Genomic DNA, 14,165 nt, shown 5'->3' with positions numbered 1-14,165 from the left:
CCTAGGGCGCCCACATCAAGGTTACCGGGGCTCTGTTTACCACGGCCGTGATGGGCTTTTGCGCTTCGGTAGCATTATCCAGTGCGTCAAGCAGTACCTGCTTTTTCTTATCACCGGTTAAATGCAGAAAAATATGTCGACTATTTAGCAACGCCGGCAACGTTAGTGAAATACGTTGATGGGGTGCAGTTGTAGGTTGTACAGCAATACATGTGCGGCCACTGTTCATGCTTAAGCCATCATTGACTTGTTCAGAACAGGGGAATAGTGATGCGGTATGCCCGTCTTCACCCATGCCTAAAATAAGCGCATCAAAAGGCTGGGACATACTTGCAATCGCTTTTTCAGCAGCATTTACGCCTTCGCTAGCATCAGCAACATCGCTTTTTAATTCAACGAAATGTGCTGCACTGGCTTTATTTTGAATAAGGTTAGCTTTTACTAAACTGGTGTTACTGGCTTCATGACCTTCTTCCACCCAACGTTCATCAGCAAGGGTTATATCTACCTTGTCCCACTCTATGTCGGTTTCGCTCAACTGCTTAAACAGCGCAAGAGGCGTTCTGCCGCCACTCACCACAAGCGAAGCTCGCCCGCGGGTTTTAATGCCAGTTTTAAGAATGCTCACCAAGTCTTCAGCAAAGGCTGAAGTAAGCGCATCGGGTGTATCGAATGAAAGGGTTGTTAACGCCATATTATTTCTTCTTCCTTACCGTTTTGCTTTCGTACCAACTGCGATTTGCTCGTGCCAAAAGGCCAATTGAATCTACCGGTCCCCACGTACCTGCCTGATAAGGCTCTGGTGGTTCATTAGACGATTTCCATGCTTCTAGAATTGAATCAACCCATGTCCAGGCTTGTTCAATTTCATCACGGCGAACGAACAGCGCCTGGTTACCCAGCATGACTTCAAGAAGCAGCTTTTCATAGGCATCAGGAATACGATCGTCGGCAAAGGCTTCAGAGAAGCTCAAGTTCAATTTTGATTTTTGTAAATCCATAGAGCCAGAGCTGGTTAGGCCAGGCACTTTGTTCATTACGGTAATTTCAACACCTTCATCAGGCTGAAGTCGAATTACTAATTTGTTAGGTGGCAAGTTCTTAAAGCTATCGCCAAACAAGTTGTGTGGCTGACGCTTGAAATAAATAACCACTTCACTCACTTTCGACGGCATACGTTTACCGGTACGAAGGTAGAATGGAACCCCCGCCCAGCGCCAGTTGTCGATTTCAGCTTTAATAGCAATGAAGGTTTCAGTTTTACTTTGAGTGTTCGCACCCTCTTCTTCCAAGTATCCTGGTACTTCTTCACCTTTTACAAAGCCTGCTGTGTACTGCCCACGAACCGTACTATCGCTTATATTGCTTGAGTTGATCGGACGTAATGCTTTAAGTACTTTAAGCTTTTCATCACGAATGCTATCTGCATCAAGCGTGGTAGGCGGCTCCATGGCCACTAAGCTTAAAATTTGAAGTAAGTGGTTTTGTACCATGTCGCGCATTTGACCAGCGTCGTCGAAATAGCCCCAACGCCCTTCAATACCTACCGATTCTGCAACTGAGATTTGAACGTGGTCAATACAGTTGTGATCCCAGTTAGTTGCGAAGATAGAGTTGGCAAAACGAAGCGCAACAAGGTTGAGTACCGTTTCTTTACCTAAGTAATGGTCGATACGATAAATTTGTTTCTCATCAAAGTATTCAGCAACTTGCTCATTAATTACTTTTGAAGACTCAAGGTCGTGACCGATAGGCTTTTCAAGAACCACTCGCACACTTGAATCGATGATTTTGCAACCGTGCAAACCACGACAAATGTCGCCATATATAGAAGGCGGTGTGGCTAGATAACACACCATAGTACGAGCAGGGTCAACATGGTCTTCTAAAACACAGTAACTGCCGATATCTTTCATATCAACACAGGCATAATGAAGACGAGCTTTCAAGCGCTCCCATGTATCTTCGCAAAGCTCCTTGTCGCCAAACTTCACCAAGTTTGCGCGCACTTCTGCGATATAGTCTTCTAATTCCATTTCGTGGCGAGCTACGCCAACAATCGTTGTGTCTGGGTGGATAAGCTCTGCTTTTTCAAGCTGATATAATGACGGCAGTAATTTGCGTCGTGAAAGATCACCCAATGTGCCAAATAGCACGAAATCACAGGGCTCGTAGGAATTTTCCAATACCATTTTCGTCGACCTTTTTAATGTATGTGTGAAACTAACGTGAGGTAGACGTACCTTCTAACGCCATCCACGTGTTATTTGCATATAGTTAACACCAAATGTAGTAAAATTACAACTTTTGGAAACTATTGAATCTCATTTCTATATATTAACGGGTTAGTACCCTGACTTGACCCCTTTTGTTCCCCGAAAATGATAAAAAATGTCAAAAAATTACATTTTTCTTGTCACTTCCGTCACATTGGGTACTATGAGTCGGGTAACCTACATCAATTTTCCCTTACTAATTGCTATTTCTGTATGAATATTTTAGAAAAAATTACACAAAATAAAGCGTCATTCAGCAAATCAGAACGAAAAGTGGCTGATGTGATCCTTGCGAATCCGCAAACAGCTATTCACTCGAGTATAGCAACCTTGGCCAAAATGTCGGATGTTAGTGAACCGACAGTTAACCGCTTTTGTCGACGGTTGGATACGAAAGGCTTTCCAGACTTTAAACTTCATCTAGCACAAAGTCTCGCAAATGGAACGCCGTACGTAAACCGTCATGTTGATGAAAACGATGGGCCAGAAGATTATACCAACAAAGTCTTCGAATCGACCATGGCTTCTCTTGAAGTTGCACGACAGTCTGTAGACGTGCAAGTGGTTAATCGCGTTGTAGATTTGTTAACTCAAGCACAGAAGATTTCGTTTTTTGGGCTTGGCGCATCAGCCTCTGTGGCACACGATGCACTAAACAAATTTTTCCGTTTCAATGTGCCTGTGGTCTACTTTGAAGACATTTTGATGCAGCGCATGAGTTGCATGAATTGCTCTACTGGCGATGTTGTCGTGCTTATCTCACATACCGGCCGAACCAAAAGCTTGGTAGAGATTGCACAGATTGCCCGCATGAACGATGCAACAGTGGTTGGTATAACGTCAGCCGACAGCCCATTGTCACATGAGTGTACGTACGTATTGTCTCTTGAGGTACCGGAAGATACTGATATGTATATGCCAATGGCATCACGTATTGCGCAACTTACGCTTATTGACGTGCTTGCTACAGGGTTCACGTTACGACGCGGTAATAAGTTTAGAGAGAATTTAAAGCGGGTGAAAGATACCTTGCGCGGTTCTCGCTACGAAAAGCGCAACGAATAAGTACTGCTGCTTCACGCATTCGAGTTAGCCTACCAATACGTGCATTGGTGCCTAACTCGGGTTCGCTATACTTGTAATACTTCGGTAAATGCCCCGCTCCCTACTCTCTTCGGTAATTAACCACATTTTTTCGCCATACCTGCTACCCTAGTTAAGTGGAAACAAGCTTAACTATTGATTATTTAAAATACAGAAAAGGCAGTGGATGGCATTAACACTCTTTATTGAGATGAATGACGCAACTGGTCGGCTCAGTTCCCATTTCTTCATCTTTCATTCACATTTATGTCAGATTCATCTACTATTCTGTAATAAAATTACGTAAAGCGATTACAGGTTAACCTTTGTACAAAATACGCAGGCTAGCCATATATCTACTTGTGCTACATCACTTAAAAATTGCGACGGACTCCTAATGACCAGAAGAACGAAAATTCTTGCAACGCTTGGCCCTGCCACTGATTCACTCGAAAAAATTCAAGAACTAATTGCCGCCGGTGCGAACACGGTTCGTATGAATTTTTCACACGGCCAGGCAGAAGATCATATCGAGCGTGCGAAACGCGTAAGAGAAGCGGCTAAAAACTTAGGTAAGTACGTTGCCATTTTAGGCGATTTGCAAGGGCCAAAGATTCGTGTCGCTCGTTTTGCTGAAGGCGCGGTTCAGTTGTCTATTGGCGATAGCTTTACACTTGATGCTGAACTAGACCGTGACGCTGGTGATGCCAAGCAAGTTGGTATCGACTATAAAGCACTACCTGATGATGTAAGTGCTGGCGACATTTTGCTACTCGATGATGGTCGTATTCAACTTAAAGTCACCGGCGTAGAAGGCCGTAAAGTCCTAACAGAAGTGACTGTTGGCGGTAAATTATCAAACAATAAAGGCATTAACCGTCAAGGTGGTGGCTTATCTGCTGAAGCCCTTACTGAAAAAGATAAGAAAGACATTATCACGGCTGCTGAAATTGGCGTTGATTATCTTGCGGTTTCATTCCCTCGTAGCGGTGAAGATCTTAATTACGCAAGAAAGCTGGCTGAAGAAGCAGGCTGTTATGCGAAAATCTGCGCCAAAGTAGAGCGTGCTGAAACCGTAGCCACTGATGAAGCTATCACAGACATTATCAGTGCGTCAGATGCGGTGATGGTTGCGCGTGGTGACCTAGGTGTTGAAATTGGTGATGCCGAGCTAGTGGGTGTTCAGAAAAAGCTTATTGCCCGTTCACGCCAGCTAAACAAAATCGTTATTACCGCAACGCAAATGATGGAATCGATGATTGATAGCCCTATGCCTACGCGCGCAGAGGTTATGGACGTTGCTAACGCAGTACTTGATGGCACAGATGCGGTTATGCTTTCTGCTGAAACTGCAGCAGGTAGCTTCCCGATTGAAACTGTTCAAGCGATGGCGCGCGTTTGTGAAGGTGCAGAGACGCACCCTAGCGTTAAAATTTCAAAGCACCGCATGGATGAGCTTTTCTCATCTACCAGCGAATCAATTGCGTTGTCAGCAGTATACGCAGCGAACCACCTACCTAGCGTAAAAGCGATTGTAGGGTTAACTGAAAGCGGTAACACGCCTAAGTTGATGTCGCGTATTACTACCTCGCTTCCTATCATAGCGATGTCTCGCCATGAAGGTACATTAAACACTATGGCCTTATTCCGCGGTGTTAAGCCTGTTTATTTCGATTCATCGAAAAGCGAACCTGGTCAATTGAAATATGATGTAGTGGCAGCACTTAAAGCCAAAGGTTTAGTGCAAAGCGGCGACAACATCATTTTGACATACGGTGATGAAATGGAAAAAATTGGTGCAACCAATACGCTTAAAATTGTTGAAGTAGAATAACCGTTATTCGTACTTAGCACTTTTTAAAGGCAGCCAGTGGCTGCCTTTTTTATGCGTATTCATCATGCTATTTCACCCGCCCCTACCGCCTATTCACATTGTAATTCATATTGCGAACTGGTAGAAATGAAGGGCGTCTTTTACTTGCAGTTTTACTGACCACTCTTACTTTAACGGAATAACAATGAAAAAAACCACTCCACTTTTTTCCGCGCTTTTTGCGCTACTTTGCTTTAACAGCATGGCTGAATCTTCGATGAAAAGCGTAACAGTAGCCTCTTCTGAAACCCCATTAGCGCCAATCATGATTCAAGGGCCCATGCCAATTGAAGCAGAATACTTCGTGTCACTTTTAACCGACGTACGTGTCGAACATTCCGGTAACGCCACGTTTTATTTAGGGACGTTAAACGGCCACCCTATCGTGGTGGCGAAAACAGGAAAAGGCTTAGAGAACACTGCTGCGGCAACGGCCATAGGCATAAGTCGCTATCAGCCAAGAATCATCATTAACCAGGGCACATCGGGCGGACACGATCCTAAGCTTAACGTCGGTGATATCGTATTAGGCGAAAAAAGCGTTAATGCGAGTAACTTCAAGACCCCCAAACTAGAAGCGGGTGAAGGCTCTCGCCCTCTGAATTGGATCCCTATGGATTTAATGGCGTCAGAAGGCAGTGCCGGCGAAGGTGACAGTGCAACAGATGCTGAAAAGATTCGCTTTTATGCCGGTGACGAAACCTTACTTAAGCTCGCGATGTCGTTAAGCAAGGAACACAAAAGTGGAAACGTTGTGAAAGGCACCATCGGCAGCGGTAATTTTTGGAATAACGAAATTGATCGCATTGCATGGCTTCACAAAAATCTAGGGACCAGCGTAGAGGAAATGGAATCAGCATCGGCAGCGCAAATTGCCCATGCTTATGGCGTACCTTTTCTTGGTATTCGTATCTTATCTAACAACATTACCAATCACGGTGAATATAACCCTGGTACAGCAGAAGCTTGCCAAATCTTTGTAAAAACCGTTGTTGAAGCTTATATCGCATCGTTGCCAAAGACTTTATAAGCGCCTTGGAAAATAGCCCCATTATAGCCGCCAAGTTATTTTACCCTTACAGCAAATAACTTGGCACTTTCATTCTTAAAACCCATTGGCATTTATTTTATGAAATTAACCCTGCTTCGTAAGCTTATACTAGTACTCATCCTAGTTTCACCATCACTAATGGCGAACAACGCCGACGCTAAAGCATCATCGAGTGACTTAACGGTAGCAAACCGCTTCGCCCAACTTGCACTAGCCTGTGTTCATAAAGAGTACCCAAACATCGTTAAACACATGATGACGGGAGCAGAACACGTTAAACCGCCTAAACAGCTATATCCTGCGTTTTACGGCTGCTTTGATTGGCACTCGTCTGTACATGGGCATTGGTTATTAACCCGAATTGCGAGCCAATATCCAGAAACGCCTCACTACCCGGACATTATAAAACACCTCGACATCAGTTTTACCGAAGAGAATATCGCTGGTGAAGTCGCTTACTTTGACCGTGAGGGTACAGGCACAAGCTTTGAACGTCCCTATGGGCTTGCTTGGTTTTTACAACTAACCAGTGAATTACGTGAGTGGAATTCACCCGAAGCTAAACGGTGGCTAACTACCCTACTGCCACTAGAGAAAAAAATCGTTGCCAACGTAACAGATTGGCTCCCTAAGCTGTCATTTCCTATTCGTGTGGGCGAACATAGTCAAACTGCGTTTGCATTCGGGCTTATGTTAGATTGGAGCCGTACGGCTGGCGACGTTGCATTTGAAAATTTGCTTACTAAAACCATCACGCGGTTATACGCCAATGACGTGAATTGCCCGCTAGCTTATGAACCCTCAGGCCAAGACTTCTTATCACCGTGTGTTGCAGAAGCTGACTTGATGCGCAGGGTATATTCAAGGGAGAATTATGCAAAATGGCTGTCTGCTTTTTTACCCAGCGTTCCTATTGATGGCGATGGTTCATGGATAAACGTAGCCACTGTAGTGGATAAAAGTGACGGTAAACTTGCGCATCTAGATGGCTTAAATTTAAGTCGTGCATGGATGCTTGAAGGTATCGCTTCTGCACTACCTGTGGATGATAAACGTGTAGCGGCAATAAATAGTGCGGCACAAGCCCATAAAGCTGCGGGAGTCGATGCTGTGATAAACGATATGCATTATATGGGAAGTCACTGGCTTGGCAGCTTTGCTACTTATCTGGAAACCCAACGCGGGCTTTAAATCACTGACTAACGCTAGGTTAAATGATGCAGAGTTGGCGAGCTTAAATGCTCGCAAACTCTGTTGTTGTAAACGTAAACTGTGTTTGATGGTGAACTAAAATATTCTTTGCGCGGCCGATTAAATCATCACGCTTAAATGTCCAATTACGTAAGTCCGCCTGCTTTGCTTCTGCAAGGTAAAACTCGATACGTGTTTTACGCAACAAATCACGCTTTTGAGATACATCGAATTCGGTCTGAGCAAGTATGCGCTCTATTTTTACGATAGAGGCGTGATGGGCTTTGTTTGAATCATCAGCGTTCGCTTTACTTACATAAGCCATGTTATTTGTTAACACGCCTGCAAGTACAATAAGCAGTGAAATCAACACACCTGAAACTAACCAATTTAATACTTTCATCATTCACTTCCTTTTACACTAACTTGCGATTATCCATGTAAGAACGCGTTGGTTCTAAATGACTACTGCACGTTGTAACTTAAAAACTTAATTACAACTTGTATTGCACATTGTGTTCCAAATTTCTTAACGCTACCTAAATACCGCAAAGAGTATACGCAGCAAGGATTAGAAAGAAAACTCGTCAAAGGTTCTAAGACAAAAGTTGCAAAGTGGATGGGAAAATACTACATGTTGCTGTGAAAAAACGGGATATCGAAAAAAGTGGCTAACAACACTTCTTGACTTAATACAGGGTGTTATTATAGAAATCTACCGTTAGCCAGACATTAAAAAAGGGGCCAATTGACCCCTTTCATTTCACTAATAACTGCTTAGTTCTTCATTGCTGTTTCAGTAATAACCTGCAAATTATCTTCAACATTTTTCACATCTGACGCGTTTTTCGCTATTTCAACTGCTAGCTGACGCTCGGCATCTGAGTCTACGTTACCTGTTAGCGTAACGTTACCAGCTTCAACATCTACATCGATATCAAAACCTGAGATATCGCTATCCATCAGCAGACGGGTTTTAATTACGGTAGCAATTTTGGCATCAGTAAGTGTACCCGTTTGCTCATCGTATTCTGACTCAGTGTCATCTGACATATTGCTAGACACTTCGTCCATGTCTTTCTTTTCAATAACCGAAAGTTGGTTATCTACAGACATAACACCGTCAATGTTAGAAACTAACTCTTCTGCTAATTTCTTATCAACTGAATGATCTACTTTACCTGTTAGAACAACGTTTCCGTTGTTTACATCTGTATTGATATCGAATGAATCAAGGTTGCCGTTGAATAGTAATGTTGCTTCGGCTTTGCCGTCTATCCACGCATCCTTAGCGCCTTTTTCCCATTTGTTATCTGTCTCCATGTCACCAGCAAAAGCTGCGGTTGTCATCGAGGTCGCTACAAGTATAGAAAGTAATGTACGTTTCATAACAGTTCTCCTTTGTTGAAACTCACAGTAGACAATGCGAAACTCGAGCCAAAACAGCAAGCCACTGATATATATGAATTTAAGTCTACTCCCCCCTATTTAAACTTGTTAACATCTCTGCAAACTTTTCGGCCTATGCGAATTTTTTACCTACAGCTTGCCCAACCGGAACGAAAATTGAATATTCATTAACCAATATACATATAATTAATGAAGCAATAGCTGAGCTTGTCTTGTTTTAAGAGTTTGTGGGCAAGTCAATAATGCGAAACACAACTTAGTCAGGAACGACAATGAATATTTTACTGAATACCATGGCGATATTTCTTATTGCTGTCACATTAGCGCCATCACTACCGTCGAAACATTGGCTAGTGAGGGTATGGGAATTTCCACGGCTTCAATTACTAGGTTTAATGGTGATAGTAATAATTGCCCGAGGCGTTATGTATCCATCGGAGCTCTCTGGATTTAACACGCTTATTTCCGCAATGCTCTATATTGGATTAATAGCCTGCGCTATTTACCAAACTATCTGGATCTTGCCTTATACCTTTTTTTACAAAAAAGAAGTGGTTAAAGCAATTTCTCAAGATGCGGGTGAGAGCATTAGTATCCTATCGAGCAATGTCTTTATGCCCAATGAAGATTACGACAAGTTATAAAAGCATGTACGTGACACCAATCCAGACTTCGTCGTTACTCTTGAATCTAACAAGCGCTGGGAAATAGCCCTATCTGCGTTAAACGAAACTCATCCTCACCAGCAGCATTGCCCTTTGGAAAATTTGTATGGTATGCACCTTTACAGTAAATACCCATTGAAAACCGCCAAACTCAACTACTTAGTAGAAGATGACGTGCCCTCCATGCTTGTTACCATTGATATGGACGGACAAGATGTGACACTTTACTTTCTTCATCCGAAGCCACCCAGCCCCACAGAGAACAAAACGGCTAGGCCCAGAGATGTCGAACTCACTATGGTAGGCCATGAAATAGCTAAAAAGGACGGGCCTATAATAGTAGCTGGGGACTTGAACGATGTAGCATGGTCGCCTACTACCAGAAAATTTAAGAAAATAAGCGGTATGCTTGACCCAAGAATCGGACGTGCTTTTTTTAATACTTTTCACGCCCACTACCCGCTAGTTAAATGGCCATTGGACCATGTGTTTCATTCGAGTCACTTTATGCTGGAAGACATTAGGAAATTGCCTGATATTGGCTCAGATCACTACCCGCTGCTAACGCGATTGAAGCTAAAGCCAAAAGCCTGAATGCAGAAAGTAAAAAGCCGCTATAAAGCGGCTTAATATTGAAAAGGCTTACAACTAGGTAGGCACACGGCGTATTGGAACTGACCTAACTGCTTTCGTATTGTGATTTACGCACCACATTACGCTTTCGCATGCTTCTTCACGACGCTTAAAGTGGGCAAGACCAATAAGTTTGTCTTCTCGCGGCCACACTGCTTGTTTCAAAATAGCGGTATCGGTTTCGCTAAGTGCGCTAGTATCCAAACTCATTTCAACCGCTTTTTTGTTGGGTTTAATCAATGAAGGTTGTGCATCGGTAATTATGCTTTTTTTAACACACACATATTCACGCAGAACAGGATCTCTTACCACACCGATATATTCATCATCGCAAATAATGGCTGGCCAACCTTCAGAGATTCGGCTTTGCCAGAACATTACGACTGTGAAGGCCACTAAAACAAATAGGGTTAAACCAATAAATTGACTATCTAAATCCGGTGCAACAGAAACAATTATTCCTACTAATGCAGCAAATAATATCCACCCACCAAATACCCTTCGCATGGCATTAGGTGAAATACCCGAAATAACACTAACCTGTTTTAACTGGCTTTTTTCATAGTTGCGAAGTTCAACTACCGATTCAGAGTTCACAACTCTCTCCACTTGATTTTTACTCACTTTATATAGATGTAATTACGCTCACAAGTGAACCATAGTTTATTATACTAATTAAGATTTACGCCGACTTAGGAAGTTCCGTAGACAATTGACATATTTCAAAATGCATTGAGTCTGCAAGGTTATCTTGCTGACGACGTATTTTTGCCAAAATTACAGACGGGTCTGGCTCACCGAAAAAGAACCATTCAGCAAAGCGCTTTCCAAGCCCTCCACTCCGTAGCTGATAAACATGCACTACAAAGCGGTAGCCATTTACGTAAGCATCTTGATAAGCACGGCTTTCATCTACTGATGTCAAACCGCCTCTTGGGTGAATGGCAAAGCTTTTCACCCCTGCACCTCGTTTCGTTAAAAACGATATTCCTACTTCAGTCACGCGCTTGGCCGCAGCTTGCTTAAGGATCTCTAGCGAAATATGCAAATAAGGCACATCAATTTTACCGAACAACCGACATGCATTCGGGCATCCTGGCGCTAGCCCAACAGAAAACGCCGTATGGTCACGTCCTTCCCAAGGGCGGATCCATACGTAAGGGCTAACGTGAACATAAAGTTCAATACCATCACACTGGATGCTAAATACGTCTGGAACCTCTGAATTTCGGGCGTTTATTAGCTCGTTAAGGCGCTCGTCACTGTACTGCATACTAGGCCTCCAATAAAGTATTTTAAGCCAATGCGCTGTGAAAAAAACAAATAACGGGGCGCACTAAAAATTCATAGCTTAATAATTGACGAGTATGCCATATTCGGTATTTTTTTGTTAGAGCGTTCTGTAATAACAAAGCAGAAACTGACGGTGTATTTTTACACTGCCAGTTTACGTTTTTGGATGGGTATGGGAATAATAGAGCGGGGAATTAGCGCTGTTCGCGAAGATTTTCAGGAACCGCTACCAGTTGCTCCTCAACCATTTCACAGGTACCTTCCACGCTGTCACCGCGGCGGGTTTCGAAAGAGACCGTATCTCCCTCAGATTTATTTTCACACGCTTCAATAGCTTCAGGTGGCGGACCATTCGGACGACCCTGTTGAGCAAATGTGTTTAAACTTCCAGTGAGAAGAGTGGCAACGAATACAAGCTTTAACAATTTCATGACTTTTCCTAAGAAGATTAACTAATTCACATCCAGCATACACGCTAAATGTGCAGATTCTGTGTAAGAAGCATGTAGAAGTGAGGGAATAAAAGCAGAAACAATTGCTAGCATGGCAATAGCATAGATATACTCAGTACAATGAAACTATCCCATAAACTTCTTGTTATTCTTGTTGGCTTTACCTGTGTATCATTGTCGCTTTCGTTAGCACTCGCACGTTGGAGCTTCGAGCAAGGCTTTAATGAATTTATTCAAAATCAGGAGCGAGAGCGCCTGAGGAGTTTGAGTCGCGTACTTATTGCAGAATACAGCAGCAATAATAACAGTTGGGACAACATTCAAATAGAGAGTGTAGCGCCTACTGGCATGCCCCATCGACGCCCTGGAATGCGACCTCGACCTGGTGGCTTCCCTCCCCCTAGACATCAAATTGAAGATGTATCTGCCGGCCCTCCTACATTACTCACTAATCCGTCTGGGGACGTCGTATCTGGGCAAGCGTCCTATGAAGACGAAAACGAACGAAATGAAGTAAGCGTGAAACTCGACTTTAACGGCCAGATCATAGGTCGGCTTACCAGTTACCCGCCTAAGACACCTGATTCTGATGTGGCTCGCGCTTTTTCTGAACAACAGCTGCAAGCCATTATCTTTATAGGCCTATTGTCGCTTATTGCCTCGCTTATACTGGCATTAGGCGTTACGCCGCGCATGCTAAGCCCTTTTAAGGCAATATTACAAAGCGTTAAAGGCCTAACCGCCCATCAGTATAAAACCAACTTGCCAGAAAACCGTCCTGATGAATTTGGCGAGCTGATGCGGCACATAAATACATTGGGAAATACCCTTGGAGCGCACAAAAATACTAAAAGTCAATGGCTAGCTGATATCTCTCACGAACTCCGTACGCCTCTCACCATTTTATCGGGCGAAATTGAATTGATAAAAGCAGGGATTCGACCACTTGATCAAAAACAACTGGCCTCGTTTGACCAAGAGGTCACACGCTTGTCTTTATTGGTTGAAGATTTATACCAATTATCACTGTCTGATATTGGCGGGCTTTCTTATCATTTCTCGTCAGTGAATTTGAGCCAAGTAATCGTGCAACAAAGCGAAAGCCTTGCGCATATTTTTGATACAAAAGGGCTTACCTTCACTTGTTCCTGCCCACCCAACATCACCATTAACGCCGACCACCAACGCTTGAAACAGCTTATGCTCAACTTGTTAGTTAACGCATGTGAGTATACCGATGCACCAGGTACCGTGGAGGTAGTGGTTTCAGAACAACCTTCCTTTATCGTTATTATTGTCCAAGATTCAGCGCCAAGCATCGCGAAAGAAAATGCGGCGGCATTATTTGAACCTTTGTTTAGAGAAGATGCCTCACGTAGACGTCGAACACAAGGTGCTGGCCTTGGTCTATCAATTAGTAAACAAATTATTGAGGCCCATGGTGGCAAAATTAGCGCGTCAGTTTCGTCACTCGGCGGCGTTAAAATTACGGCAGAACTGCCCAAACATTTCACTACGGATAATAACTAATGACACCGCACAAACATGTACTCATTGTTGAAGATGAAGATAAAATTGCGCAAATTTTAGTTGAATTTCTTGCTTTGGAAGGATTCACATCTACCGTATTGAATGAAGGCACACATGTGGTTGATACGGTAAAAAAGGAAGTACCGGCAGCCATTATTTTAGATAGAATGTTACCCGGAGTGGACGGACTCACCATTTGCAAATCGTTGCGTAGTTTTTCTATGGTGCCCATTATCATGTTGACCGCCCGAGTCGATGAAATAGACCGACTTATTGGTTTAGAAGCAGGTGCTGACGACTATGTTTGCAAACCTTTTTCAGCCCGTGAAGTCGTAGCACGGATACAAGCGGTTTTGCGGCGAGCCACGCAACAAAACCAAACCGAGTCGTCATCAGAAAAGCTCACTTTTCGCCACATCGAGTTGGATATGTCTCGATTTGAATGTGCCGTGGATGGCAACATTATTGAGCTTACACCGGTAGAATTTCGATTATTGAAAACCATGATGACAAAACCTGGCGTGGTCTACTCTCGAGACCAGCTAATGGAGCTAGGCTACGACGACGGCAGAGTGGTGAGTAACCGCACCATCGACAGCCATATGAAAAACCTTCGTCACAAGTTAGCGACGGCTGAACACACCAGCCCTATTCATGCGGTATACGGCATAGGCTACAAAGTACAGTAGCCTCTGATACATCTTCACT

15 protein-coding genes are annotated in these 14,165 nt (G+C 43.5%); 8 read left to right on the top strand and 7 right to left on the bottom strand.

Features of this window, described 5'->3' with window-relative positions:
* Position 1: 1 nt before the first annotated feature.
* Positions 2–694, bottom strand: a complete 693-nt coding sequence (gene pgl, locus AMBT_RS05725) for a 6-phosphogluconolactonase (protein WP_013783641.1) — start codon at positions 692–694, stop codon at positions 2–4.
* 1 nt (position 695) lies between these two features.
* Positions 696–2,192: a glucose-6-phosphate dehydrogenase gene (gene zwf / locus AMBT_RS05720; RefSeq protein ID WP_013783640.1), complete on the bottom strand. Its 1,497-nt coding sequence runs from the start codon at positions 2,190–2,192 to the stop codon at positions 696–698.
* 297 nt (positions 2,193–2,489) lie between these two features.
* Between zwf and AMBT_RS05715 the strand changes: the two genes are divergently transcribed.
* From AMBT_RS05715 to AMBT_RS05700, 4 genes are all read left to right on the top strand, one after another.
* Positions 2,490–3,341 (top strand): MurR/RpiR family transcriptional regulator, encoded by an 852-nt coding sequence (locus AMBT_RS05715; protein ID WP_013783639.1) that lies wholly within the window; start codon positions 2,490–2,492, stop codon positions 3,339–3,341.
* Between the two features lie 415 nt (positions 3,342–3,756).
* Complete coding sequence (gene pyk / locus AMBT_RS05710; RefSeq protein WP_013783638.1) at positions 3,757–5,193, top strand: pyruvate kinase; 1,437 nt, start codon at positions 3,757–3,759, stop codon at positions 5,191–5,193.
* 184 nt (positions 5,194–5,377) lie between these two features.
* Positions 5,378–6,262 (top strand): 5'-methylthioadenosine/S-adenosylhomocysteine nucleosidase, encoded by an 885-nt coding sequence (locus tag AMBT_RS05705; RefSeq protein ID WP_013783637.1) that lies wholly within the window; start codon positions 5,378–5,380, stop codon positions 6,260–6,262.
* Positions 6,263–6,421: 159 nt separating this feature from the next.
* A complete protein-coding gene (locus AMBT_RS05700; RefSeq protein WP_049791805.1) occupies positions 6,422–7,474 on the top strand; it encodes a DUF2891 domain-containing protein in 1,053 nt (350 codons plus the stop codon).
* 43 nt (positions 7,475–7,517) lie between these two features.
* On the opposite strand, the gene AMBT_RS05695 is transcribed toward AMBT_RS05700, so the two are convergent.
* Together AMBT_RS05695 and AMBT_RS05690 are read right to left on the bottom strand one after the other, a co-directional pair.
* Positions 7,518–7,880, bottom strand: a complete 363-nt coding sequence (locus AMBT_RS05695) for a hypothetical protein (RefSeq protein ID WP_232363194.1) — start codon at positions 7,878–7,880, stop codon at positions 7,518–7,520.
* Positions 7,881–8,251: 371 nt separating this feature from the next.
* Positions 8,252–8,863: a BON domain-containing protein gene (locus tag AMBT_RS05690; RefSeq protein ID WP_013783634.1), complete on the bottom strand. Its 612-nt coding sequence runs from the start codon at positions 8,861–8,863 to the stop codon at positions 8,252–8,254.
* Between the two features lie 293 nt (positions 8,864–9,156).
* On the opposite strand from AMBT_RS05690, the gene AMBT_RS22875 reads away from it, so the two are divergent.
* Positions 9,157–9,528 carry an endonuclease/exonuclease/phosphatase family protein gene (locus AMBT_RS22875; protein WP_232363193.1) on the top strand — a complete coding sequence of 124 codons (372 nt, stop codon included), beginning with the start codon at positions 9,157–9,159 and terminating at the stop codon, positions 9,526–9,528.
* Positions 9,529–9,591: 63 nt separating this feature from the next.
* Complete coding sequence (locus tag AMBT_RS22870; RefSeq protein ID WP_335328949.1) at positions 9,592–10,143, top strand: endonuclease/exonuclease/phosphatase family protein; 552 nt, start codon at positions 9,592–9,594, stop codon at positions 10,141–10,143.
* A 54-nt stretch (positions 10,144–10,197) separates the two neighbouring features.
* Here AMBT_RS22870 and AMBT_RS05680 read toward each other — a convergent pair whose 3' ends face one another.
* The 3 genes from AMBT_RS05680 to AMBT_RS05670 form a co-directional block, all read right to left on the bottom strand.
* Positions 10,198–10,779, bottom strand: coding sequence for a hypothetical protein (locus AMBT_RS05680; protein ID WP_013783633.1), 582 nt, complete (start codon positions 10,777–10,779; stop codon positions 10,198–10,200).
* Positions 10,780–10,864: 85 nt separating this feature from the next.
* Positions 10,865–11,455, bottom strand: a complete 591-nt coding sequence (locus AMBT_RS05675) for a hypothetical protein (protein WP_013783632.1) — start codon at positions 11,453–11,455, stop codon at positions 10,865–10,867.
* Positions 11,456–11,669: 214 nt separating this feature from the next.
* Positions 11,670–11,906, bottom strand: a complete 237-nt coding sequence (locus tag AMBT_RS05670; protein ID WP_013783631.1) for a hypothetical protein — start codon at positions 11,904–11,906, stop codon at positions 11,670–11,672.
* Between the two features lie 141 nt (positions 11,907–12,047).
* Between AMBT_RS05670 and AMBT_RS05665 the strand changes: the two genes are divergently transcribed.
* Both AMBT_RS05665 and AMBT_RS05660 read left to right on the top strand, forming a co-directional pair.
* Complete coding sequence (locus AMBT_RS05665) at positions 12,048–13,457, top strand: ATP-binding protein (RefSeq protein ID WP_013783630.1); 1,410 nt, start codon at positions 12,048–12,050, stop codon at positions 13,455–13,457.
* Positions 13,457–14,146, top strand: coding sequence for a response regulator (locus AMBT_RS05660; RefSeq protein WP_013783629.1), 690 nt, complete (start codon positions 13,457–13,459; stop codon positions 14,144–14,146). Before AMBT_RS05665 ends, AMBT_RS05660 begins: the two co-directional genes overlap by 1 nt.
* The last annotated feature ends 19 nt before the right edge of the window (positions 14,147–14,165 follow it).

The sequence above is a fragment of the Alteromonas naphthalenivorans genome (genome assembly GCF_000213655.1).
Taxonomy (GTDB): domain Bacteria; phylum Pseudomonadota; class Gammaproteobacteria; order Enterobacterales; family Alteromonadaceae; genus Alteromonas; species Alteromonas naphthalenivorans.
The sequence above is the reverse complement of the archived record's forward strand: the minus strand, read 5'-3'. Positions and strand labels throughout refer to the sequence as shown.

Bases quoted from the DNA above. Each gene is read 5' to 3' on its own strand.
- AMBT_RS05690 (WP_013783634.1), bottom strand. From the start codon at position 8,863: ATGAAACGTACATTACTTTCTATACTTGTAGCGACCTCGATGACAACC.
- AMBT_RS05715 (WP_013783639.1), top strand. From the start codon at position 2,490: ATGAATATTTTAGAAAAAATTACACAAAATAAAGCGTCATTCAGCAAA.
- AMBT_RS05695 (WP_232363194.1), bottom strand. From the start codon at position 7,880: ATGATGAAAGTATTAAATTGGTTAGTTTCAGGTGTGTTGATTTCACTG.
- AMBT_RS05705 (WP_013783637.1), top strand. From the start codon at position 5,378: ATGAAAAAAACCACTCCACTTTTTTCCGCGCTTTTTGCGCTACTTTGC.
- AMBT_RS05660 (WP_013783629.1), top strand. From the start codon at position 13,457: ATGACACCGCACAAACATGTACTCATTGTTGAAGATGAAGATAAAATT.
- AMBT_RS05700 (WP_049791805.1), top strand. From the start codon at position 6,422: ATGGCGAACAACGCCGACGCTAAAGCATCATCGAGTGACTTAACGGTA.
- AMBT_RS05670 (WP_013783631.1), bottom strand. From the start codon at position 11,906: ATGAAATTGTTAAAGCTTGTATTCGTTGCCACTCTTCTCACTGGAAGT.
- pyk (WP_013783638.1), top strand. From the start codon at position 3,757: ATGACCAGAAGAACGAAAATTCTTGCAACGCTTGGCCCTGCCACTGAT.
- pgl (WP_013783641.1), bottom strand. From the start codon at position 694: ATGGCGTTAACAACCCTTTCATTCGATACACCCGATGCGCTTACTTCA.
- AMBT_RS05675 (WP_013783632.1), bottom strand. From the start codon at position 11,455: ATGCAGTACAGTGACGAGCGCCTTAACGAGCTAATAAACGCCCGAAAT.
- zwf (WP_013783640.1), bottom strand. From the start codon at position 2,192: ATGGTATTGGAAAATTCCTACGAGCCCTGTGATTTCGTGCTATTTGGC.
- AMBT_RS05665 (WP_013783630.1), top strand. From the start codon at position 12,048: ATGAAACTATCCCATAAACTTCTTGTTATTCTTGTTGGCTTTACCTGT.
- AMBT_RS22875 (WP_232363193.1), top strand. From the start codon at position 9,157: ATGAATATTTTACTGAATACCATGGCGATATTTCTTATTGCTGTCACA.